The organism is Mesorhizobium sp. B2-5-7 (genome assembly GCF_006440875.1).
Lineage (GTDB): Bacteria > Pseudomonadota > Alphaproteobacteria > Rhizobiales > Rhizobiaceae > Mesorhizobium > Mesorhizobium australicum.
In genome coordinates, this window is sequence record NZ_VFUO01000006.1 from 111268 (window position 1) to 131499 (window position 20232).

At 64.3% G+C, this 20232-nt stretch carries 16 protein-coding genes; 8 read left to right on the forward strand and 8 right to left on the reverse strand.

What is annotated here, in order from left to right:
• The first annotated feature begins 2 nt into the window (after positions 1–2).
• The 5 genes from FJ543_RS24525 to FJ543_RS24545 all read left to right on the forward strand — a co-directional run bounded on the left by FJ543_RS24525 (position 3) and on the right by FJ543_RS24545 (position 4725).
• On the forward strand, positions 3–1031 hold the full coding sequence (locus tag FJ543_RS24525; protein WP_140877868.1) for an alcohol dehydrogenase catalytic domain-containing protein: 1029 nt from the start codon (positions 3–5) through the stop codon (positions 1029–1031).
• Position 1032: 1 nt separating this feature from the next.
• On the forward strand, positions 1033–1764 hold the full coding sequence (gene hutC, locus FJ543_RS24530) for a histidine utilization repressor (RefSeq protein ID WP_140617508.1): 732 nt from the start codon (positions 1033–1035) through the stop codon (positions 1762–1764).
• Between the two features lie 265 nt (positions 1765–2029).
• On the forward strand, positions 2030–3040 hold the full coding sequence (locus FJ543_RS24535; RefSeq protein ID WP_140877870.1) for an ABC transporter substrate-binding protein: 1011 nt from the start codon (positions 2030–2032) through the stop codon (positions 3038–3040).
• A 124-nt stretch (positions 3041–3164) separates the two neighbouring features.
• On the forward strand, positions 3165–3932 hold the full coding sequence (locus FJ543_RS24540) for an ABC transporter permease (RefSeq protein WP_181174075.1): 768 nt from the start codon (positions 3165–3167) through the stop codon (positions 3930–3932).
• Between the two features lie 10 nt (positions 3933–3942).
• Positions 3943–4725 carry an ABC transporter ATP-binding protein gene (locus FJ543_RS24545; RefSeq protein ID WP_015319092.1) on the forward strand — a complete coding sequence of 261 codons (783 nt, stop codon included), beginning with the start codon at positions 3943–3945 and terminating at the stop codon, positions 4723–4725.
• Between the two features lie 35 nt (positions 4726–4760).
• On the opposite strand, the gene FJ543_RS24550 is transcribed toward FJ543_RS24545, so the two are convergent.
• Complete coding sequence (locus tag FJ543_RS24550) at positions 4761–5090, reverse strand: hypothetical protein (RefSeq protein ID WP_140877874.1); 330 nt, start codon at positions 5088–5090, stop codon at positions 4761–4763.
• Between the two features lie 280 nt (positions 5091–5370).
• Between FJ543_RS24550 and FJ543_RS24555 the strand changes: the two genes are divergently transcribed.
• A complete protein-coding gene (locus FJ543_RS24555) occupies positions 5371–6816 on the forward strand; it encodes a DHA2 family efflux MFS transporter permease subunit (RefSeq protein ID WP_140877876.1) in 1446 nt (481 codons plus the stop codon).
• Positions 6817–6869: 53 nt separating this feature from the next.
• Here FJ543_RS24555 and FJ543_RS24560 read toward each other — a convergent pair whose 3' ends face one another.
• A complete protein-coding gene (locus tag FJ543_RS24560; RefSeq protein ID WP_181174076.1) occupies positions 6870–8759 on the reverse strand; it encodes an ABC transporter ATP-binding protein in 1890 nt (629 codons plus the stop codon).
• On the reverse strand, positions 8759–10612 hold the full coding sequence (locus tag FJ543_RS24565) for an ABC transporter ATP-binding protein (RefSeq protein ID WP_140877880.1): 1854 nt from the start codon (positions 10610–10612) through the stop codon (positions 8759–8761). Before FJ543_RS24565 ends, FJ543_RS24560 begins: the two co-directional genes overlap by 1 nt.
• Positions 10613–10874: 262 nt before the next feature.
• Here FJ543_RS24565 and FJ543_RS24570 point away from each other — a divergent pair, with 262 nt between their 5' ends.
• On the forward strand, positions 10875–12317 hold the full coding sequence (locus FJ543_RS24570) for an NAD(P)-dependent oxidoreductase (protein ID WP_140877882.1): 1443 nt from the start codon (positions 10875–10877) through the stop codon (positions 12315–12317).
• Positions 12318–12325: 8 nt separating this feature from the next.
• Here the strand turns inward: FJ543_RS24570 and hutH are convergent, their stop codons facing one another.
• The 5 genes from hutH to FJ543_RS24595 all read right to left on the reverse strand — a co-directional run bounded on the left by hutH (position 12326) and on the right by FJ543_RS24595 (position 18602).
• On the reverse strand, positions 12326–13822 hold the full coding sequence (gene hutH / locus FJ543_RS24575) for a histidine ammonia-lyase (protein WP_140877884.1): 1497 nt from the start codon (positions 13820–13822) through the stop codon (positions 12326–12328).
• A gap of 148 nt (positions 13823–13970) precedes the next feature.
• Positions 13971–15065, reverse strand: coding sequence for an alcohol dehydrogenase family protein (locus FJ543_RS24580; protein WP_140877886.1), 1095 nt, complete (start codon positions 15063–15065; stop codon positions 13971–13973).
• Positions 15066–15073: 8 nt separating this feature from the next.
• Complete coding sequence (locus tag FJ543_RS24585; RefSeq protein WP_140877888.1) at positions 15074–16453, reverse strand: aspartate aminotransferase family protein; 1380 nt, start codon at positions 16451–16453, stop codon at positions 15074–15076.
• A 34-nt stretch (positions 16454–16487) separates the two neighbouring features.
• Positions 16488–17981 (reverse strand): NAD-dependent succinate-semialdehyde dehydrogenase, encoded by a 1494-nt coding sequence (locus tag FJ543_RS24590; protein ID WP_140877890.1) that lies wholly within the window; start codon positions 17979–17981, stop codon positions 16488–16490.
• Between the two features lie 129 nt (positions 17982–18110).
• A complete protein-coding gene (locus FJ543_RS24595; RefSeq protein WP_140617495.1) occupies positions 18111–18602 on the reverse strand; it encodes an Lrp/AsnC family transcriptional regulator in 492 nt (163 codons plus the stop codon).
• 83 nt (positions 18603–18685) lie between these two features.
• Here FJ543_RS24595 and FJ543_RS24600 point away from each other — a divergent pair, with 83 nt between their 5' ends.
• Entirely contained in the window at positions 18686–20071 is a 1386-nt protein-coding gene (locus tag FJ543_RS24600; RefSeq protein ID WP_140877892.1) for a PLP-dependent aminotransferase family protein, read from the forward strand.
• Positions 20072–20232 lie beyond the last annotated feature (161 nt).

The window sequence follows — 20232 nt, forward strand, 5'->3', positions numbered from 1 at the left end:
CGATGAGGGCGGCACGACTTTATGGACCGGGCGACCTGCGCGTCGAGGACATCGCCGCGCCAGGCATTCCCGATGCCGGCTGGGTAAAGCTCAGGGTCGATGCCGCCGGCATCTGCGGTTCGGACCTGCACAATTTCCGCACCGGCCAATGGATAAGCCGGGCGCCCTCGACGGCGGGCCACGAGTTGACCGGCACGGTGATCGCGCTGGGCGAGGGCGTCGATACCATTGCCGTCGGCGACAGGGTCGTCGCCGATTCCCGTTTCTGGTGCGGAGACTGCGCGCAATGCCGTGCCGGCAAGCGGCATCTCTGCGCAGCGCTGGGCTTCGTCGGCGAAATCTGCGATGGCGGCTTTGCCGAACAGGCGGTGTTGCCCGCACGTCTGCTGCATGTCATCGATGCGAGCCTTGACGAGCGCGTCGCGGCGATGGCCGAGCCGCTTGCCGTCGCGCTGCACGCGGTGCGGCGTCTGCCGAAGACGGCAGGTTCGGTTCTGGTCATCGGCTGCGGGCCGATCGGCGGTCTTGCCGCGCTGTTGCTTTCGCGAACCTTCGCCGGCACGGTGCTTGTCGCCGACCGCAACCAGGCGCGCTGCGCCCGCGTGGCGCGGGTGACGGGCGCCACGATCGTCGATCTCGACCGCGAGGCCATTGCAGCCGCGACCGCCAATGTCCCGTTGCTGGCGGCCATCGAGGCGACCGGTAGCATCGCGGCGTTCAGCCAGTTGCTCGGCGTTCTCGATCCTGGTGGTGCGATAGCGATGGTCGGCATCTTCCATGGCCGCCTCGACATCGACCCCAATGTTCTTGTCGAACGCGAGATCGCGTTGCTCGGCTGCCATGCTTTCGCGGACGAATTGCCCGACGCTGTCCGGATGCTGGGTGAGCTGAGTGAACCGCTGCTGGCCCTGGTCGATTGCGAGATCGGTCTGGACGACATCCCAGCCGCCTATGAGCGGCTGTTGGCGGGAAGCAGCGATGGCTTGAAAACAATCATCCGCATGCGGCAACCTGCCGGAAAGGATTTTTGAAATGATCGATTTGCCCGACACGGCAAGCCCCCTCTACGAGAAGGTGAAGGACTATATCCTGACCAATATTGGGACGGGCCGGTGGGGCAAGGACCGCAAGCTGCCGTCCGAGAACGAGCTGGTGGCGTCACTGGGCGTGTCGCGGATGACGGTCCACCGGGCTCTGCGGGAGCTGACCTCGGCGGGATTCCTGATCCGGCTGCAGGGTGTGGGAACATTCATCGCGCCGCCCCGGCCGCAGTCGACGCTGATCGAGATCAACAATATCGCGGCGGAGATCGTCGAGCGCGGCAACAGCCACCGCTCCGAAGTCCTCGTTCTCGAAACGATGATGCCGAGCAAGGAATTGGCACTGTCGTTCGAGTTTGCGAAGCGGGTTTCGATCTATCACTCCGTCGTCGTCAATTTCGAGAACGACTTGCCGGTGCAACTGGAGGAGCGTTTCGTCAATCCGGGCCTGATCCCCGACTACGACAAGCAGGACTTCACCAAGACAGCGACCTATGACTACCTGATGCAGAAGACGCCGGTGACCGAGGTCGAGCATATCATCTCCGCCATCCCGGCCGACAAGGAGGCCGCACAGCATCTCGGCATCGATGTCGGCAGTTGCTGCCTTCTCCTGCATCGCCGGACATGGACGGGGGCCATCGTGGCCACGATCAGCAAGCTGACCTATGCCGGCAGCCGCTACTCGCTCGGCAGCCGCTACTCGCCTTCCAAAGCGAGCTGAAGGCGACGGGAGCGAGCTGAAGGCGACGGGCCAATGCAAGCCGCCGAGCTGGATCAACCTGAAATTTGAGTCTCTCCAACTTGTATATGCATGTATGTATTTCAGCCTTGACATCCGCTGCCGCTGCCGCTGAAATATGTCAGCGCTTCAACCATGAAGTGGCGGGCAAGACGCCGAGGCACAGTGCCGCAAGAGCAGAACCCCGCAGTCTCACCAGACCGGATGCCTGGGTAAAAAGCGGTCTGATCATCAAGGGGAACGAAAGATGACGCTTAACCTAGCAGGACAATTTCGCGCGCTCGTGATGGCCGCCGCGATCGGGCTCGCCACCGCCCCGGTGGCCCACGCAGCCGATGCTGCCATCCCGACGACACCTGAAGCTGGATCGTTCAAGATAGGCATCGAGCCCTGGCTTGGATATGGTCAATGGCACGTCGCCGAGGCCAAGGGGCTGTTCAAGACAAACGGTCTGTCGGACGTCCAGATCGTCAACTTTGCCGAGGACAAGGATATTAACGCGGCGCTCGCAAGCGGCCAGCTCGACGCCGCCAACATCGCCACCCACACGGCGATGGGCATGGTTGCGGCCGGTCTGCCGGTGAAGATCGTGCTGCTGCTCGATGTCTCCATGACCGCCGACGCCATCGTCGCCGGCAAGGATGTCACCTCAATCGCCGATCTCAAGGGCAAGCAGGTCGCTTTCGAGGAAGGCACGACGAGCGACATCCTGCTCAAATACGCGCTCGCCAGGAATGGCATGTCGGTCGCCGATATCCAGCCGGTTCCGATGCCTGCCGCCGACGCCGGCGGCGCCCTGATCGCCGGCCAAGTGCCGGTGGCGGTCACCTACGAGCCGTACCTCACTGTCGCCATGGCGCAGAACAAGGACGTCAAGCTGCTGTTCACCGCCGGCGAGGATCCCGGCCTGATCAGCGACGTGCTGGTGGTGCGTGACGAGGTGATCAAATCGCGGCCCGGCCAGGTGCTGGCCATGATCAAGAGCTGGGACGCCGCGCTCAAGGACTATAACGCCGACACCCCCGGCGGCCGCGCCATCATCGCCAAGGCGGTCGGTTCCGACGTCAAGGACCTCAACACCGCTTTCGACGGGGTGCGCTACTATTCGCTCGCCGAAAACAAGACGGCGCTCACCGGCGAGTTTACCACCAAGACATTCGCCGATGTTGAAGGGGCCGCCAAGAACGCCAAGCTTCTGCAGGCCGATGTGACGCCGGAGCAGATGATCGATCCGTCCTTCGTCAAGGCGGCGCAGTGACGAGATCCGGATCGCGGTGGTAACGCGGATGTCCGGGGAGCCTCCCGCGAAAACCGGCTTGGCCCGCCCGGCACGAGCGCCCGCCGCAACACAGGCAAGGCGACGCCGGTCCTCCGGGATCGGCGTGCCCATCGCCCGGTCGCGTTTCCTTGCGATAGCGGTGGCCGTCTTTGTCGGCCTTGGCCTCGCCTGGTGGGCGGCGACCGGGCTGGGATGGGTGAAACCCATCTTCCTGCCGTCGCCGGGCAGCGTTGCGACCCAGATCGCCAAGCTCGCCGCCGACGGCACCTTGTGGCTCGACCTCAGGGCTTCGATGTACCGCATTTCCATCGGCTTCCTCCTCGCCTCGGCACTGTCCATACCGGTCGGCGTGCTGATCGGCAGTTTCCGTTCCTGGGAGGCGGCCATCGAGCCGCTGGTCGATTTCATCCGCTACATGCCGGTTGTCGCCTTCGTGCCGCTCTCCATCCTGTGGGCCGGCACCGGCGATACCCAGAAATTCCTGATCATCTTCATCGGCACTTTTTTCCAGCAGGTGCTGATGATCATGGACAATGTGAAACGGGTTCCCGCCGACTTCATCGGCCTTGGGCGCACGCTCGGCCTGCCGGACCACAAGATCCTGACCCGCATCGTCGTTCCCAGCGCCTTGCCGGGCATTTGGGATACGCTGCGCATCAGCCTCGGCTGGGCATGGACCTGGCTGGTGCTGGCCGAGCTCGTCGCGGCGACATCCGGCCTCGGCTATCGCATCACCGTGTCGCAGCGCTATTTCCAGACAAACACCATCATCGGCTACATCCTGCTCTTGGGCGTGCTTGGCCTCATCACCGATCAGGTCATGAAGGCCCTGGAGAAGGTGCTGTTTCGGCAGGAAGGCCACCCGCAATGAGGAACCGCCGGTGACTGTTCCCAAATTGCGCATCGCCGGTCTCGACAAGAGCTTCGGCACCGGCGAGCGGCGCACGCAAGTGCTGCGGGACATCAATCTCGACCTCGCCGACAACGAGTTCGTCTCCCTCGTCGGCACGTCGGGCTGCGGCAAGAGCACGCTGCTGTCGATCGTCGCGGGACTGCAGGATTTCGACGCCGGCGATCTCAGCATCGATGGCGCGCCGATCCTGCAGCCGGGCCTCGACCGTGGTGTTGTCTTCCAGTCCTATACGCTGCTCCCCTGGCTGACGGCGCGGCAGAACATCGAGTTTGCTCTCAAGGCCGCCGGCTATGATCGCGCCGCCTGCCGCGAGATCGCGCTCGAGCATCTCGACCTCGTCAAGCTCACGCAAAGCGCCGATCGCTTCCCGTCCGAACTGTCGGGCGGCATGAAGCAGCGCGTCGCCATCGCGCGCGCTCTCTCCTATCGCCCCAAAATGCTGCTGATGGACGAACCCTTCGGCGCGCTCGATGCCTTGACCCGACACCAGATGCAGGAACTGCTGACCCAGATCTGGGAGGAGCACCGGCTCACGGTGCTGTTCGTCACGCATGACGTGGAGGAGGCCGTTTATCTATCGGACCGCATCGTCGTCATGGGGATCGGCCCGGGACGCATCATGCAGACCTTCAACGTCGACATCGAACGCCCGCGCCGGGAAGAAGTGATGGAAACGCCGGCCTTCATGGATTTGCAGCGCGGCGTGCACAAGGCGATTCGCGAGGCGTCGAGACGTCCCGAAATGGCGTGATGCCAGCAACCTTCGTCGGCTCCGGCGGTCAGGCGTTAGGGGCCGTGGGGACCGCACAGGCCGAGCGTCCACTGGATGGTTCCACAGAAGTCGTCGGCACGGCCCCGGTAACTGCCGTAGCCATTGTAGTAGCTGTCCATCCAGTCGTTATTGTCAGCCGAATTCTCGCCGGTCCAGCCCCTGCCAACCCAACCGTCACGGTGGCCGCGTCCGCGGTTCGCGGCGTGCGCGTGGTCATTATGGGCGGCGTTGACGCGGACATAATGGTGCCTGGTGACGGCGGCATCGGCCACAGCGGCAAACGGGACGGCGCTCGCGGCCAACAGCACCACGAGGGAGCCGAGGAATACGCTTCGCTTTCTCATCGGCATGTCTCCTTGCCATTCGAGACATATGGGAAAGAACGCCCGCCTCGCTGCACACGTTCCTTCACGAAATCGGGACGGCGCTCGCTGAAATGGGCAGTGTTTGTCCGCGGCACTCGTGGTGCCGGTCAAGATTTGTTGACTTCCAGCGAAGCGGAAATGACTACCGCTCGCCGATTTGCCGGATCACAAGAGGGCCTGCGATCAGGCCCGGCTGGCCGGCAAGGCAATCTTGCCTTTGAACCGGGACAAGCCACTTTGGCCGATAGAAGCCATCTGCATGACGGAATTGACCAGAGCATTGGAACAGCCTCAATTTGCCACCGAGCGCGACCCGAGGCTGCGGCTGATCATTCCGATCATCGTCGCCATCGCGTTTTTGATGGAGCAGCTCGATTCCACCATCATCACCACCGCGATCCCGGCAATAGCGCAAAGTCTCGACACGACGCCGGTCCGTCTGAACCTTGCGATCACCACCTACATCTTGACGCTCGCCGTGTTCATCCCGGTCAGCGGCTGGTTTGCCGACAGGTTCGGCGCGCGCAGGGTGTTCGCGCTGGCGCTTTTTACCTTCACCCTTGGCTCGGCGCTGTGCGGCATGGCCGACAGTTTCGGCATGCTGCTGGCGATGCGTGCCCTGCAGGGGCTGGGCGGCGCCATGATGACGCCGGTCGGTCGGCTGATCCTGCTGCGCAGCTTTCCGCGCAGCGGCCTGATCACCGCCATGACCTATATGACCCTGCCGGCCATCATGGGGCCGGTCATCGGGCCACTGCTCGGCGGCCTGCTGACCACCTACGCGTCGTGGCGCTGGATATTCTATGTCAACGTGCCGTTCGGCTGCCTTGGTATCGTTGCCGCGCTGCGCTTCGTCGACGACTTCCATGGCGAGGCGGTGCAGCGTTTCGATGTCCCGGGCTTCCTGATGGTGGGGTTTGGCGTGGCACTACTGCAGTTCGGGCTAGAGAATATCGGCCGGCCGGTCATTCCCGGATCCGCGACGGTGCTGGTGTTCGCCGCGGCCGCGTTGCTGCTGCTTGCCTTCGGGCGCTATGCGCGCCGCGTCGTGGCGCCGGCTATCGACCTGACGCTATTTCGGTTCCGCTCGTTCTGGGTCGGCACGCTGGCGGGCGGCCTGTGCCGCGTCGGTCTCAACGGCGCGCCGTTCCTGGTGCCACTGATGCTGCAGGTCGGCTTCGGCATGAGCCCGGTCACATCAGGCTCGCTGACATTCGTCGGCAGCTTCGGGGCGCTGCTCATGCGGCCGCTGCTGTCGCCGCTGCTGCGGCGCTTTGGCTTCGGTGTGGTGCTGGTCGGCAGCGCGCTCGTCGGCTCCGCCACCGTGGCGGGCTTCGCCCTGATGGGTCCCGATACGCCGCATTGGCTGATCGGTTTCTATGTCTTTCTGTTCGGCATCGTCCGCTCGGCGCAGTTCATGACATCCAACACCCTGTCCTACGCCGATCTGCCGGCCGACAAGCTCAGCCGCGCCACCAGTCTTGGCGGCGTGCTGCAACAGCTCAGCGTGTCGCTTGGCGTCTCGATCGCCGCGATGCTGCTGGGCCTGATTGCGGGCGAAAGCCATGTCCTGACGCCGGAACGCTTTCACCAGGTGTTCCTGCTGACCGCGATCATCCCGCTGCTCTCGATTCCGGGCTTCCTGTACCTGCGCGCCGAAGACGGCGTTCAAGTTAGCGGCCACATCAAGGGATCTCGCAAATAGGTCGTGTCGGAGGCATCAGGCAATCCGTCGGCTCGCACCCTGCCGGCACCGGCTCACGTCGCTTTGCCGACCGAAGCGTCCATTCCCATGGCTTCCTCGGAAATGTCGTCGAAGGAAGCGTAGTTCATGTTGTAGAGGCGGGCGTAAAGACCTTTTCTCTTCATCAACTGTTCATGGTTGCCGCTTTCGACGATATCGCCATTCTGCAGCACGATGATGCGGTCGGCGCCCCTTATGGTCGCCAGCCGGTGCGCGATGACCAACCCAGTGCGCCCTTCGAGCAGCTTGATCAATGCCTTCTGGATCAGCATCTCGGTGTAGGAATCGATGCTGGCGGTGGCTTCGTCGAGCACCAGGATCTTGGCGTCGGCCACTAGCGCCCGCGCGAAGCTGATCAGCTGGCGCTGACCGAGCGAGAGATTGCCGCCGCGCTGCTCGAGTTCGGTGTCGTAGCCGTCAGGCAGTTGCTCGATGAAGTCGTGCGCGCCGACGGCTTGTGCGGCGCGGACCACCTCTTCGCGGCTGGCGCCGGTCTTGTGATAGCGGATGTTCTCCAGCACCGTGCCGGAGAACAGGAACGGCTCCTGCAGCACCATGGCTACCTGATCGCCGAGCGAATCCTGCGTCAGGTCGCGCACGTCATGGCCGCCGACCAGGACCTCACCCGACCAGACATCGTAGAAGCGGTGCACCAGCGCCATCGAACTCGACTTGCCTGATCCGGTCGGCCCGACAAGCGCGACCGTCTCGCCCGGATTGACGCGGAAGGAGATGTTCTTCAGCACAGGCTGGTTCGGCCGGTAGCCGAAGGTGACATTCCGGAACTCGACCGAACCGTCCATGTCGCGCGACAGCGCCACCGCATTTTCCTTGTCGCTGACATCCACGGGCACGTCGAGCACTTCGGAAATGCGCTGGCCCGACGCCATGGCGCGCTGCATGACGCTGTATTGCATGGTGAGCGAGCGGATCGGGTCGAAGAAGCGCTGGATGTAGAACAGGAACGCCACCATCACGCCGATATCGAGACTGTGCGACAGCACCATCGACCCGCCGACGACGATCACGGTCGCCATGGCGATGCCCGTCAGTGTGTCGACGATCGGCACCATCACCTGCGCATATCTCGCCGACCGCAGATGGGCGTTGAGATTGGCCAGCACCTTCTCGTCATAGAGATCGAAATTGACGTGCTGGCGTTCCAGGCTCTGCACCGTACGCACGCCGTGGATGCCTTCGGCCAGCGCCCCGTTGGCGATGGAGTTGGTCTCGTGCGCGGCCATGAAGGCGACCTTGGCGCGCGGCAGCCAGAACAGGCGCACGATGAACAGCGCCGGCATGGTCGACAGCGTCAGCAGCCCGAGCCGGAAGTCCAGCCACAGCAGGACGGTGACGATGCCGAACAGAAGCACGATGTCGCCAACCGACATCACGGACGTCTCGAGGAATTCCTGCATCGAATTGACGTCGCCCTGCAGGCGCGACATCAGCCGGCCGACCTCGGTCTTGTCCATGAAGCCCAGAGAGACACGCTGCAGGTGGCTGAACATTGCACGGCGCAGGTCGGACAGCACGTTCTCCGCCACCTTGCCGACGACGCTCTCCTGGACATGGCTGGCGGCGTAGTTGATGAGGATGATCACGGCAAAAGCGGCGATCGCGGTGGTCATCACCGAACGGTCGAGCCTGCCTGGCGCCATGCCGTGATCGATGGCGTAGCGGATGACCAGCGGGATCGCCAACTGCGTCAGCGTGAACACCAGCACCGCCGCGACCGAGATGAAGATCCGGCCCCGATATGGTCTGACGAAGCCCCAGATGCGCCTGACGATGCGCGGATCGTAGGCCTTGCCGAAGACCTCTTCCTCATCGCGGTGCGAGCCGACGACGGCCTTGGTCGGGCGTCGGCTTGTGTCTTCCTTCTCGTCGTCCTGTGTCGACATCAGGCGGCTCCCTCGAGCCGATCGTCGTCCGGGCGCAACTGCAGGTCGTAAAGCGCGCGGTAGCGTCCGCCGAGCGCCAGCAATTCCTCATGCGTGCCGCGCTCCACGATCTGGCCGCCCTCGACGAACAGGATCTGGTCGGCATGCATCAGCGAACTCAGCCGATGCGAAATGATGAGCGTCACGCGATCCCTGGCGAAGCGCTTCATCGCCGCCCGGATCCGCTGCTCGGTGCCGGCGTCGACCGCGGCCGTGGAATCGTCGAAGACCAGCACCGATGGTCTTAACATCAGGCTGCGCGCGATGGTCAGGCGCTGCCGCTGGCCGCCGGAAAGCGAGGCGCCGCGTTCCCCCACGACCGTGGTGTAGCCGGCCGGAAGCCCGATAATGTAATTGTGCAGCTGGGCATACTCAGCGGCCTGGCCGATGCGGGTCTCGCGCGCCCAGGGATTGCCGTAGGCGATGTTGTTCTCGATCGAGGTGGTAAACAGGAACGCATCCTGCTGCACGACGCCGACCGCCTTGCGCAGCGATTGCAGCGTGACATTGCGGATGTCCTGTCCGTCGATGGTGATCGCGCCCGAGGTCACGTCGTAGAAGCGCGGGATCAGGTGCGCGATGGTCGACTTGCCGCTGCCTGGCGGCCCGACGATGCCGACGGTCTCGCCGGGCCTGGCTTCGAAGGAAACGCCGGAAAGCGTCGGACGCTCGCCCGCGCCCTGATAGCGGAAACCAACATCGTCGAAGCGCAGCACGCCCTCGGTGATGACGAGCTCCCTTGCGTCGGGCGCGTCCTTGATGTCGAGCTCAGCGTCGAGCAGTTCGAACAGCCGCGTGCCGCAGGTCGAGGCGCGCGCGAAGGAGTTGACCATCAGGCCGAGCTGGCGCACCGGCATCTGCAATATGGTCATGAAGGTGAGGAACTGGGCCAGCGTGCCGACGCTGATCTGACCCGCGATCACCTTCTGTCCGCCGAACCACAGCACCAGGCCCATGGCGGCGAGGAAGGAAAAATTCATGGCGCTGGTGTTCGAGACGCGGATGTCGACGCGCTCATTGGCTAGGTCCAATGCGTCCCGTTTGGCACGGTCGAATTTTGCCAGCTCATGCCGTTGAGCCGCGAAGGCGCGCACGACACGGATGCCGCCGAGATTCTCGTCCATCACCCGGCTCAGCACCGACAGCCGCTCCTGCAGCGTCAGCCAGGTGCTGCGCAGTCGGAGCTGCGTCACTGACGAGCGCCAGGCAACAAATGGCACGAAGCTGAGGCTCAACAATCCGAGCACGAGATCGGTGCTGATCAACAGATAGGCGCCGACACCGATCAGGACGCCAAGCAGCACCACGCGCAGGATACCGGTCGAAAAGAACATGCGCACGCCGTCGAGGTCGAGCAGCCCGAGGGTGATGAGATCGCCGGTATGGACCTTGTCGTGGAAGGAAAAGCTCAGCCGCTGGATCTTCTCGTAGAAGGCGAGCCGCAGCTCATAGCCTGTCCGGTGGCCGACGGCTTCGCCATAGTAATTCTGCGCCATGGTGAAGAGGCCGCGCAGGATGCTGACGACCAACAGCGTCAGCGCCGTATTCCACAGCGCCCGCTCGGCGGCGGTGCCGGCGCCCGCCGCCATCACCCCTTGCGCCTGGTCGATGGCGCGCCCCAGGAGACGCGGAATGAAAAGCTGCAGCGTCGCCGCGATAAACGTCGAGATGAGGGTGATGGCAACCTGCCAGGGATGGCGCAGCGTCATGCGCACGATGCGCAGCAAGGTGCTGAGGCCCTTGCCCCAGGAGGCTTCCGCCACATGGGCGAATGATTTGCCGCGCTTGGCAGCGCTGGTCGCATCAGTGTGCAAGGAAATACCAGACCAATCCGGACATTAGCCCGAACGAATGTAGCAGACTCAATCAGATAGCGCGATTTTACGCGCGTCCGACCTGCCCGTTCAAGGGACCAATGGCGGCATCGCACTGTACCTGAAACCGGCAAGATCGTGTCGCAACTCGCCGCTGGTCTGCCGCCGGTGATCGATCTCGCGCCGTTCCCGGCGGATAGGTTCTGATTATTCAAAGCCTGCCGGACCAGCAGGACTCCGCTCTTGCACGAAGGAAACCGACGTGATCGCAAATGCCGACACCCGCGCCGTTGAACCGGTCGATCCGCAACGCGCCTACACCGTGCTGGTCTGCGATCTGATCGGCCTGCGCTTCGACGCCGACGGAAAGCCCGACCCGTCGGAGGTGCGTGCGCATATCGAAGCCAAGGGCGGCCGCTTTCATACGGCTGCGCTTGGCGACAAGGCCGCTCTCGAATCTGGCCGCGTGCATTTCTTCTATCAGCCGGACCTCAGCACCCGCGAAGAGCTGATCGAAGTCGCCGGCGATGGACGCTATGATGCCGTCATTGCCGCCGCGACCTTCCTGCCCGCCGAAACCGTCTTTCCGCTCGCCGGCGTCCGCATCGGCGCCGGCACCGGCAATATGGGTTCGCACTCCTGGGGCGGCGGCAGCGGCGAAGGCGGTACGGCCGTGCTGATGAATACGCCCGGCATCAACAGCCGCGCCACGGCGCAGATGGTGATGAAGGCGATCCTGAAAGTGCTGCCGGATCTCCCGGTGGACTTGCTTCACAACCGGGTGGCGCGCGGCGCCTTCGACACCGGCAGGGAGCTGCGCGATTTCCCGACCGAAAAGCTCGAAGGCAAGACGATCGCGATCGTCGGCTACGGCAATATCGGCAGGGAGGTGGCCAAACTTGCCCGGGCCTTCGGCATGCGCGTGGTGATCCACGCACGGCCCCGGCATCGGGACTGGATAGAGGCCGAAGGCTTTGTCTATGCGGCGGACCTCCTCGATGCGGCTGATGGTGCCGATGTGTTGAGTGTTCATGTCGGCCTGGGCAAGCAGGATGCGCAGACCGGCCGCTACGCCAATGCCGGGCTCATCGGCGCGGATGTCCTGTCGCGCGTGAACAAAGGCGCGGTGCTGGTCAACTACGATCGCGGCGAGCTTGTCGACGTTGCGGCCCTCGGCGAAGCCTTGTCCTCGGGCAGGGTGCGTCATGCCGCGATCGATGCCGACCTGTTCAAGGATGCCGCGACCGGTCGCCTTTCCGGACCGATGCTGCCCTATCTGGGCCTCGTCGAGAAGCACAGCGGAAAACTCGAGCTTCTGCCGCATGCGGCAGCCGATACGGATCATCCCTCGCGCGTCGCCGGCGCCAAGCAGGCCGTCGACCAGATCTTCGATGTCATCTGCCGAAAGTCGGTGACGAACGCAAAAGGCAGCGTGCCGCCGGCCTATCTTTCCCTTGGAGCAACCACGCCTCCAGGCATTGGATTGGTGACCTCCGGCCAGCTCTTGAAACTGACCGCTAGCGAATGTTCCGAGCTGGCGGATCTCTGCGGTCGGCAAGGCCGGTTGTGGAAGGCTCTCTCCGATAACTCGCCTGCCGAGCGAGGCGCCGTTGTCGCCGAGCAGGGCGAGGACCTTGTCCGGTTGATCGACCGCTTCTGCCTTCTGGCCGAGAACCTCAATCTCAGGGGACCTTTCCAGCGATAAGCCGGAACTCAGTCTCGGGGACCAGCCACCATCCGGGCGACCCGCGTCATGTCCGCGCTCATCTCGCGGTCGTCGTCGAGCGGGCTGACGAGCGCACGCACGGCGGCGTAGGTGCGCCGTGGTCCTTCGCCCATACTGTCGACGACGCCGCGCAACTCCACGCCCGTCGCCGCGAAGATCAGCTCCATCGCCACGAGATAGCGCAGGCGTTCGACAATCTCGGCTGTCTTGGCCACCACCCGTGGTGCCATCGACGACTGGTCCTCGATCCCGTCCGATACGGCAAGCGGGCTGAGCGACATCGGGTTGGCCAGATGCCGGATCTCGGCCTCCAGCGCGGCAAGCGGTTTCTGCAATTCGGCGTAGCCTTGGCGGCTGCCGCCCCTGGCCGACAGGAAGCGCGGCAGTTCCGCCACCGTCGGTGACATCAGCTTCATGCAGCGATTGGCGGTGCCCACGGCGCAATGCGCAAGCGCCTGGCCGAGCTGCTCCCAGGCCAGCGTCATCGCGGTGAGGTCGAAATTGCCGTTCGAGACGACGCGTCCGTCTTCGGGTAGGATCACCGGGTTGTCGCCGGAATGGGCCAGTTCGATCTCCGTTGCCAGCTTCGCCTGTTCGAACGCATGCAACAGGCCGCCCCACACCTGCGGCACGCAGCGATAGCTGAGCGGATCCTGGAGCCGCCGCGCGGCGTTCTCCTTCCACAGCCCGCTCCCAGCGAACTCCGCCCGCAGCCGCGCCCCGATCTCGCGCTGGCCGAACGCTGGTCGTGCCGACAGCGCAGCTTCATCGATGGCGGTGAGTGACGAGCGGAACGCTTCGTGGTTGAGTGCCACCGCGGCCAGCGACCAGTCGATGAGGTGGGCGACATCCTCCAGGCAGAGGCAAGCCGTGCCGGTCGACAGGCTGTTGGCGACGATGATGGCATGGCCGTCCTTCTCGCGCAGGTCGAGCCGTTCGAGCCCGGCGAGCGCGAGCGCCTCGGCCGACGGCATGATCCTGCCCTGGAACTCCGTCTCGCCGTCGCCGCGCAGCGCTCGCGCCATGTGGCCGAGATGGGCAAGGTCCGCCGCTCCGATCGATCCCCAGGTCGGGATCACCGGATGGACGCCGGCGTTGAGTGCCGCCACAAGGCCCATCACCACGCGTTCGGAAGTGCCGGTGCCGCCGGCGGCCATTCCCGAAATGCGCGCGGCCATCAGCGCGCGGACCGCCTCGGTGGGAAGGGCCGGGCCGATGCCCATGCTGTGGCTGAGCGGCACGCTGTGTTGGAAGGCGATCAGATCGGCCTGCGCGAGCGGCGTGTCGACGCAGGCGCCGAGGCCGGTGGTGACGCCGTACATCGGCTTGCCGAGTTGCGTCAGCTGCTCGATGAGCGCGCGGCTCGCCCGGATGCGGCGCATCGCCTCCTCGCCCAACATCAGCCGCGCATTGCGCCGCGCGATCTCGGCGACATCCTCGATGCCAAGCGGCTTGGCGTCGAGCAGTATCATTCGGGCTGTCATGTCTCGCCTGTATCCGTGACCGTATGCCCGGGCCGACGGCGCGGCGGGCGTCGCCGTTTGTGGCGGCTTACCGGCTGGTCTGCAAGCCATTCCGATTGTGGCGGCAGCAGGCGAGGGGAGCTTCAGGCGAAATGCAGGTTTCGGCAGGTCACTTCGCGACGGCGTCGGGCACCACCACCAGCTTGCCGACGAAATCCTTGGCGACGAAATCGGCTTGTGCGCGGTGGAAATCGGAGAGTTTGTAGACGCCGCCGACAAGCGGCCGGATCTTGCCCTCTTCGATATAGCGAACGATGCGGCGGAAATCGGAGCGCGTGCCCTGGCTCGATCCGTGCAGCTGCAACTGTTTCAGATACATGGTCCTGAGATCGAGCTGGACGACCGGGCCGGCGATCGCGCCGGCCGTGGTGTAGCGGCCCTCCGGCCTCAGGACGCGCAGCAGATCGTTGAAGATCGCGCCGCCAACGAGATCGGCGACCACATCGATCGGCTGGCCGCCGGTCGCCTCGCTCACGGCTTGCGGCAGGTCCGCGACGCCACGGGTGACGACCGCCTCGGCGCCGATGTCGAGCACCGCCTGTTCCTTGCCCTTGCCGACGACGGCATAGGGAATGGCGCCGCGCGCCCGCGCCAGTTGCACGATGCCGGAGCCGACGCCGCCCGACGCGCCGGTGACCAGCACCCGCTCGCCTGCCTTGAGCTTGGCCCGTTCCAGCATCTGTTCGCCGGTGAGATAGGCGCAGCAGAAGGTGGCGAGTTCGACGTCGCTCAAAATGGTGTCGACAACATGCGCGTTGTCGGCCGGCACGGTCTGATACTCGGCATAGCCGCCGTCGCGGCCATGGCCCATATAGTCGATGTCGGCAAGTGAATCGTCGTCGCGGTTGTAGATGGAGAAATCGACCATCACCCGTTCGCCGATTCGATCGGACGAAACGCCTTCGCCGACGGCAACGATGGTGCCGACAGTGTCGGTGCCCTGGATGCGCGGGAAGGTCAGCGTGTTGCCCTGGCGGCGCCAAGTCGAAACGGCGGCCGCGTCCTCTTCCGTGCCATAGGCGCCCTGGCGCACCCAGACATCGGTATTGTTCATGCCGCAAGCGGTGACTTTCACCAGCACTTCACCTGACGCAGGCGCGGGCACTTTCACATCGGTTCGGTAGACGAGCTTTTCCGGTCCGCCGTGCCCGGTGAGCAGCACGGCGGCCATGGTGGCGGGGACGGTTTTGGTCATGGCATTCATCGGTCGTCTCAGAGATTGGCAAATACGCTGTTCACGGCATCGGCGGTCTTGGCCACCACGATGTCGGCTTCCTCGCGGGTCAGGCACAGCGGCGGCGCGAAGCCAAGAATGTCGCCCTGCGGCATGGCGCGGCCGATGACGCCGCTTGCGGCAAGGGCCGTGGCGACCTGCGGCCCAATCTTCTGCGAAGCATCGAAGAAGACACGGTCGTCACGCTCTTTGACGAATTCCACCGCCGCCAGCATGCCGTCGCCGCGCACCTCACCGACGTGTTTGTGACCCCCGACGGCCTTGGCCAGTTCGGCACGGAAATAAGCGCCGGTCTCGCCGGCATTCCGCACCAGGTCCATCTCATCGATCAGTTCAAGATTGGCGACGCCGGCGGCAACGCAGATCGGATGCGCCGAATAAGTCCAGCCATGGCCGAGCGAGCCGAGCTTGTCGGAGCCTTGCACCAGCACCTGCCACATCTTATCGGCCACGATGACGCCCGACAGCGGCGCATAGGCCGAGGTCAGGCCCTTGGCGATGGTGATAAGGTCGGGCTTCATGCCGTAATGGTCGGAGCCGAACATGGTGCCCAGCCGGCCGAAGCCCGTCACCACCTCGTCGGCGACCAGGAGCACATCATACTTCTTCAGCACCGCCTGGATCTTTTCCCAATAGCCGGCGGGCGGCGGCACGATGCCGCCGGTGCCGAGGATCGGCTCGCCGATGAAGGCGGCGACGGTTTCGGGCCCTTCGGCGAGGATCATCTCCTCGAGCTTGTCGGCGCAATGCTGCGAGAACTGCTCCTCGCTCATCGAGCGGTCGGCGCGGCGGAAATAGTAGGGCGCCTCGGTGTGCAGGATCGGCGCGCGCGGCAGGTCGAAGGCATTGTGGAAGAGGTCCAGCCCGGTCAGCGAGCCCGTCATGACACCCGAGCCGTGATAGCCGCGCCAGCGCGAGATGATCTTCTTCTTCTCCGGCCGGCCGAGCACGTTGTTGTAATACCAGATCAGCTTGATGTTGGTTTCGTTGGCATCCGATCCGGAGAGGCCGAAATAGACCCTCGACATGCCCTTCGGCGCGCGGTCGATGATCATCTTCGCCAATGTGATCGAGGCCTCGGTGCCGTGCCCGACATAGGCGTGGTAATAGGCCAGGTTCTTCGCCTGGGTCGCGATTGCATCTGATATCTTCTGGCGGCCATAGCCGACATTGACGCAATAGAGGCCGGCGAAGGCATCGATGCTCTTCCTGCCATTGTTGTCCCAGACGGTGACGCCTTCACCGCCGGCCATGATCCGCGTCGGCGATTCACCGCGTGCGTGCGTGCCCATATGCGTTGAGGGATGGAAGAAATGGTCGCGATCCCATGCGGCGAGTTCGTTGGATTGGTCGAGCATTTTTTAACTCCTTGAAAGAGATCCGGGTGCGAGCCTACGCCACATCCAGGCAAAGGTATTTGAGGTCGGTGAAAGCTTCCAGCCCGTGGCGCGAGCCTTCGCGGCCGATGCCGGACTGCTTGACGCCACCGAATGGGATCGGCGCGCCGGTGATCTTCACACGGTTGATGGCGACCATGCCGTAGTCGAGCGCGCGGCCCATGCGCTGCTGGCGCGCGCCGTTCTCGGTCACCACATAGGCGACCAGGCCATATTCGGTCGCATTGGCGCGTGCGATGACTTCGTCCTCGCTGTCGAAGGGTGTGACGGCGGCGACCGGACCAAAGGTCTCTTCGCGCATGATCAGCGCGTCGTCGGCGACATCGGCCAGCAGCGTCGGCTGGTAGAAGAGCGGTCCGGCCTGATGGCGCCTGCCGCCGGCGAGGCAACGCGCGCCGAGAACCACGGCGTCGGCGACCTGTTCCTCGACCTTCTTGACGGCGCGCTCATGCATCAGCGGCCCGATGTCGATGTCATCGGCCAAGCCATTGCCGGCCCGCAGCGCCTCGACGCGCTTGGCGAAAGCGGCGCAGAAGCGGTCATAGAGCGGACGCTGGACATAGATGCGGTTGGCCGCAAGGCAGTCCTGGCCTGATGTGGCGAATTTGGCGTCGATGGCAATGGTCACCGCTTTGTCGAGATCGGCATCGGCAAAGACGATCAGCGGCGCGTGACCACCAAGCTCCATCACCAGCCGCTTCATCGTCGGCGCGCTTTGGGCGGCGATCAGCCGGCCGATCTCGGTCGAGCCGGTAAAACTCATGGCGCGCACGCGCGAATCTTCGCACATGCGTCCAACGATCGTCGCGGCCTTGCCGGTGACGATGTTGAAAACGCCGGCCGGCAGTCCGGCGCGTTCGCCGAGTTCGGCCAGCGCCAGTGCCGAAAGTGGCGTCTCAGAAGACGGATGGGCAACGATGGTGCAGCCGGCGGCAAGAGCGGCGGCTGCCTTGCGGGTCAGCATCGCCGAAGGAAAATTCCACGGCGTGACCACGCCGACGACGCCGAGTGGTTCGCGCCGCACCATCATTTCCGCGTTCGGCAGATGGCTGGTGACGCTCTCGGCGTTGAGGCGTTTTGCTTCCTCGGCATACCACTCGATGAAAGAGGCGGCGTAGTCGATTTCGCCAAGCGACTCCTTGAGCGGTTTGCCCTGCTCAAGCGTCATCAGCAGAGCGAGGTCGTCTTTCGCTGCGATGATCAGCTCGAACCATTTTCGCAGGATTTTGGAGCGCTCCTGCGGCAGCAGCGCCCGCCAGCCCGGAAAGGCGCGCGCGGCGGCGTCGATGGCTTTTGTCGTCTGGCCGGCATCGAGCGCTGCGACGAAGGCCACGGTGGTGCCGGTCGCGGGATCGGTGACCTCGAAGCTCTCGGCCGCCTCGCTTGCCGTCCAGTGGCCGTCGATATAGGCGAGTTCGCGCAGCAGCCGGCGGTCGGCGAGCCGGTCGAGCGCTTCGTGGCGATGCGAGCGGGCGAAATGCGCGGACATGGTCGAAGCCTCCCGGTTCGGTTTGATGCGGGGAGACTACCCCTCACCGGCAGACAGAGAGGCTGTTTGGACGCCTGGCCGTAGAGAGAGTCTCTCTATTGCGGCGAGGGGGCAGTCGATCTCTCCGGTCTAGGTCGACGCCGGCAGCAGGTCCGCTATCGGCAGCGCGATGTCATCCTTCACCGTCTTGATGACGATGTAGGTGAAGTAGCGGTCGATGCCGATCTCGCGATCGAGCAAGCCGTCGACCAGCCGCTGATAGGCGTCGATGTCGCGCGCCATCACCTTCAACACATAGTCGACGCCGCCGCCCACCGACCAGCAGGCGACGATCTCGGGAATGTCGCGGACGACGCGCTCGAAGCGGTCGAAATCGGCCTGGCGATGGCTGGCCAGCGTCACCTCCATCAGCACGGTGGCGACTGGCGCAACAACGCGCATGGCAATCCGGGCATGATAACCCGAGACGATGCCGGCCTTTTCCAGCTTGCGCAGCCGCATCCAGCACGGCGTCGGCGACAGCCCGACCTGCTCGGCCAACGCCAGCTTGGTGATGCGTCCATCACGCTGGATGGCGTCGAGGATTTTGAGGTCGATCGCGTCGAGTTTCGCAGCAGTCATCAGCGCCCACTTTTTCGTCGATCGTACCATGACGGCGCATTATTTCGATTGTCAATTGCACTGATTTCGATCTCTAATAAGTCATGACATTGTGGCACCCAGATCCCGCGCTCATCCGGCGGCCGGCCTATCAATCGTTGGCCGACCAGTTCGCACGCGCCATCCACGACGGCCGCCTCGCCAACGGCGCGCGGTTGCCGACCCACCGCCGCCTGGCCGACGACCTCAAGCTTTCAGTGCAGACGGTCAGCCGTGCCTATGAGGAACTGATCCGGCGCGGCCTGATTTCGGGCGAGATCGGCCGCGGCAGCTTTGTGCAGACGCAGCGCCGCGAACCGGAGCCGCCTTATCTGCCGGAGCGCCTGGGCGAAGTCATCGACCTGTCGATCCTGAAGCCGGTCTGCGAGCCGATGCACCTGGAGCGGATGAAGCAGGCGCTGGGCTGGCTCGCCGAAAACCTGCCGTCGAGTTCGGCACTGTCGTTCCGGCCAAATATGGTGTTCCCGCGCCACCGTGCCGTGGCGGTCGAATGGCTGAAGCTGTGCGGACTGGACGCCTCCGCGCAGAATATCAGCCTCACCAATGGCGCCACCGCCGGCATGACGGTGGCGCTGATGAGCGTGGCGCCGCCCGGCTCCACGGTTGCCACCGAGGCGATCGGTCATCACACGCTGGTGCCGCTGGCGCGCTATCTCGGCTTCAATCTTCAAGGCCTGCCGATCGATGGCAATGGCCTGATTCCGGAAGCGCTGGACGAAGCCTGCCGGCTGTCCGACATCCGCGCCGTCTTCGTGCAGCCTTCGGTAATCAATCCCACGGCAACGCTCATGGATGCGGAGCGTCGCGAGCAGATCGCGGCGGTGGCGCGCAAGCACGACATCGCCATCATCGAGAACGACGTGCTGGGTCCCTTGGTCGAGGATCGACCGCCGCCGGTCGCCGCTTTCGCGCCGGAACGGACGCTCTACGTCACCTCCTTCACCAAGATCACCGTGCCCGGCCTGCGCATCGGCTATCTCGCCGCGCCCGATCGCTACGTTGCCGCTGTCGCCAATCGGCATCTAGTCTCGAACTGGATGGCGACACCGCTGGTGGCCGAGATCGCCACCAAATGGGTGACCGACGGCACCGCGATGGAGCTGGTGCGCTGGCAGCGCGCGGCGTTGCGGCGGCGACAGGACATCGCGGGCGAGGTGCTGGCCGGCGTCGACTACCGTGCCCGTCGCGACGGGTTGCATATCTGGCTGCAACTGCCGGCCGACCGTTCCGAGGAAAGCTTTGTCGCCCAGGCTCGGCTGCAAGGCGTGGCCATTGCGCCGGGCACCTCCTTCCGTATTTCGGATACGCCCTGGCATCCGGCGGTGCGCATTTCGCTGGGTTCGACCACCGAGGGGGAACTGCGCGCGGGTCTCGGCGTTGTCACCAAGCTCTTGCTTGGCGATCCGGAGCATCTGCTGCTTGCAATCTGAGCATGCCGCCCAATACACCAAGGCGTTCTGACAAAGGCATGTCCAAAAAGCCGGCTGGGATTGACCGGAAAATGTGCGCAATCAGAATAATTGTCATGATATTATTTTCCCAATTGACATGATTTGGCGCGTTCCGCATCGTTAGGGCACCAGGCTTCTCC

Excerpts from the sequence above, each read along its gene's own strand:
- FJ543_RS24590 (WP_140877890.1), bottom strand. The coding sequence starts at position 17,981 with ATGTCCGCGCATTTCGCCCGCTCGCATCGCCACGAAGCGCTCGACCGG.
- FJ543_RS24555 (WP_140877876.1), top strand. The coding sequence starts at position 5,371 with ATGACGGAATTGACCAGAGCATTGGAACAGCCTCAATTTGCCACCGAG.
- FJ543_RS24535 (WP_140877870.1), top strand. The coding sequence starts at position 2,030 with ATGACGCTTAACCTAGCAGGACAATTTCGCGCGCTCGTGATGGCCGCC.
- FJ543_RS24600 (WP_140877892.1), top strand. The coding sequence starts at position 18,686 with ATGACATTGTGGCACCCAGATCCCGCGCTCATCCGGCGGCCGGCCTAT.
- hutH (WP_140877884.1), bottom strand. The coding sequence starts at position 13,822 with ATGACAGCCCGAATGATACTGCTCGACGCCAAGCCGCTTGGCATCGAG.
- FJ543_RS24550 (WP_140877874.1), bottom strand. The coding sequence starts at position 5,090 with ATGAGAAAGCGAAGCGTATTCCTCGGCTCCCTCGTGGTGCTGTTGGCC.
- FJ543_RS24525 (WP_140877868.1), top strand. The coding sequence starts at position 3 with ATGAGGGCGGCACGACTTTATGGACCGGGCGACCTGCGCGTCGAGGAC.
- hutC (WP_140617508.1), top strand. The coding sequence starts at position 1,033 with ATGATCGATTTGCCCGACACGGCAAGCCCCCTCTACGAGAAGGTGAAG.
- FJ543_RS24580 (WP_140877886.1), bottom strand. The coding sequence starts at position 15,065 with ATGAATGCCATGACCAAAACCGTCCCCGCCACCATGGCCGCCGTGCTG.
- FJ543_RS24560 (WP_181174076.1), bottom strand. The coding sequence starts at position 8,759 with ATGTCGACACAGGACGACGAGAAGGAAGACACAAGCCGACGCCCGACC.
- FJ543_RS24585 (WP_140877888.1), bottom strand. The coding sequence starts at position 16,453 with ATGCTCGACCAATCCAACGAACTCGCCGCATGGGATCGCGACCATTTC.
- FJ543_RS24595 (WP_140617495.1), bottom strand. The coding sequence starts at position 18,602 with ATGACTGCTGCGAAACTCGACGCGATCGACCTCAAAATCCTCGACGCC.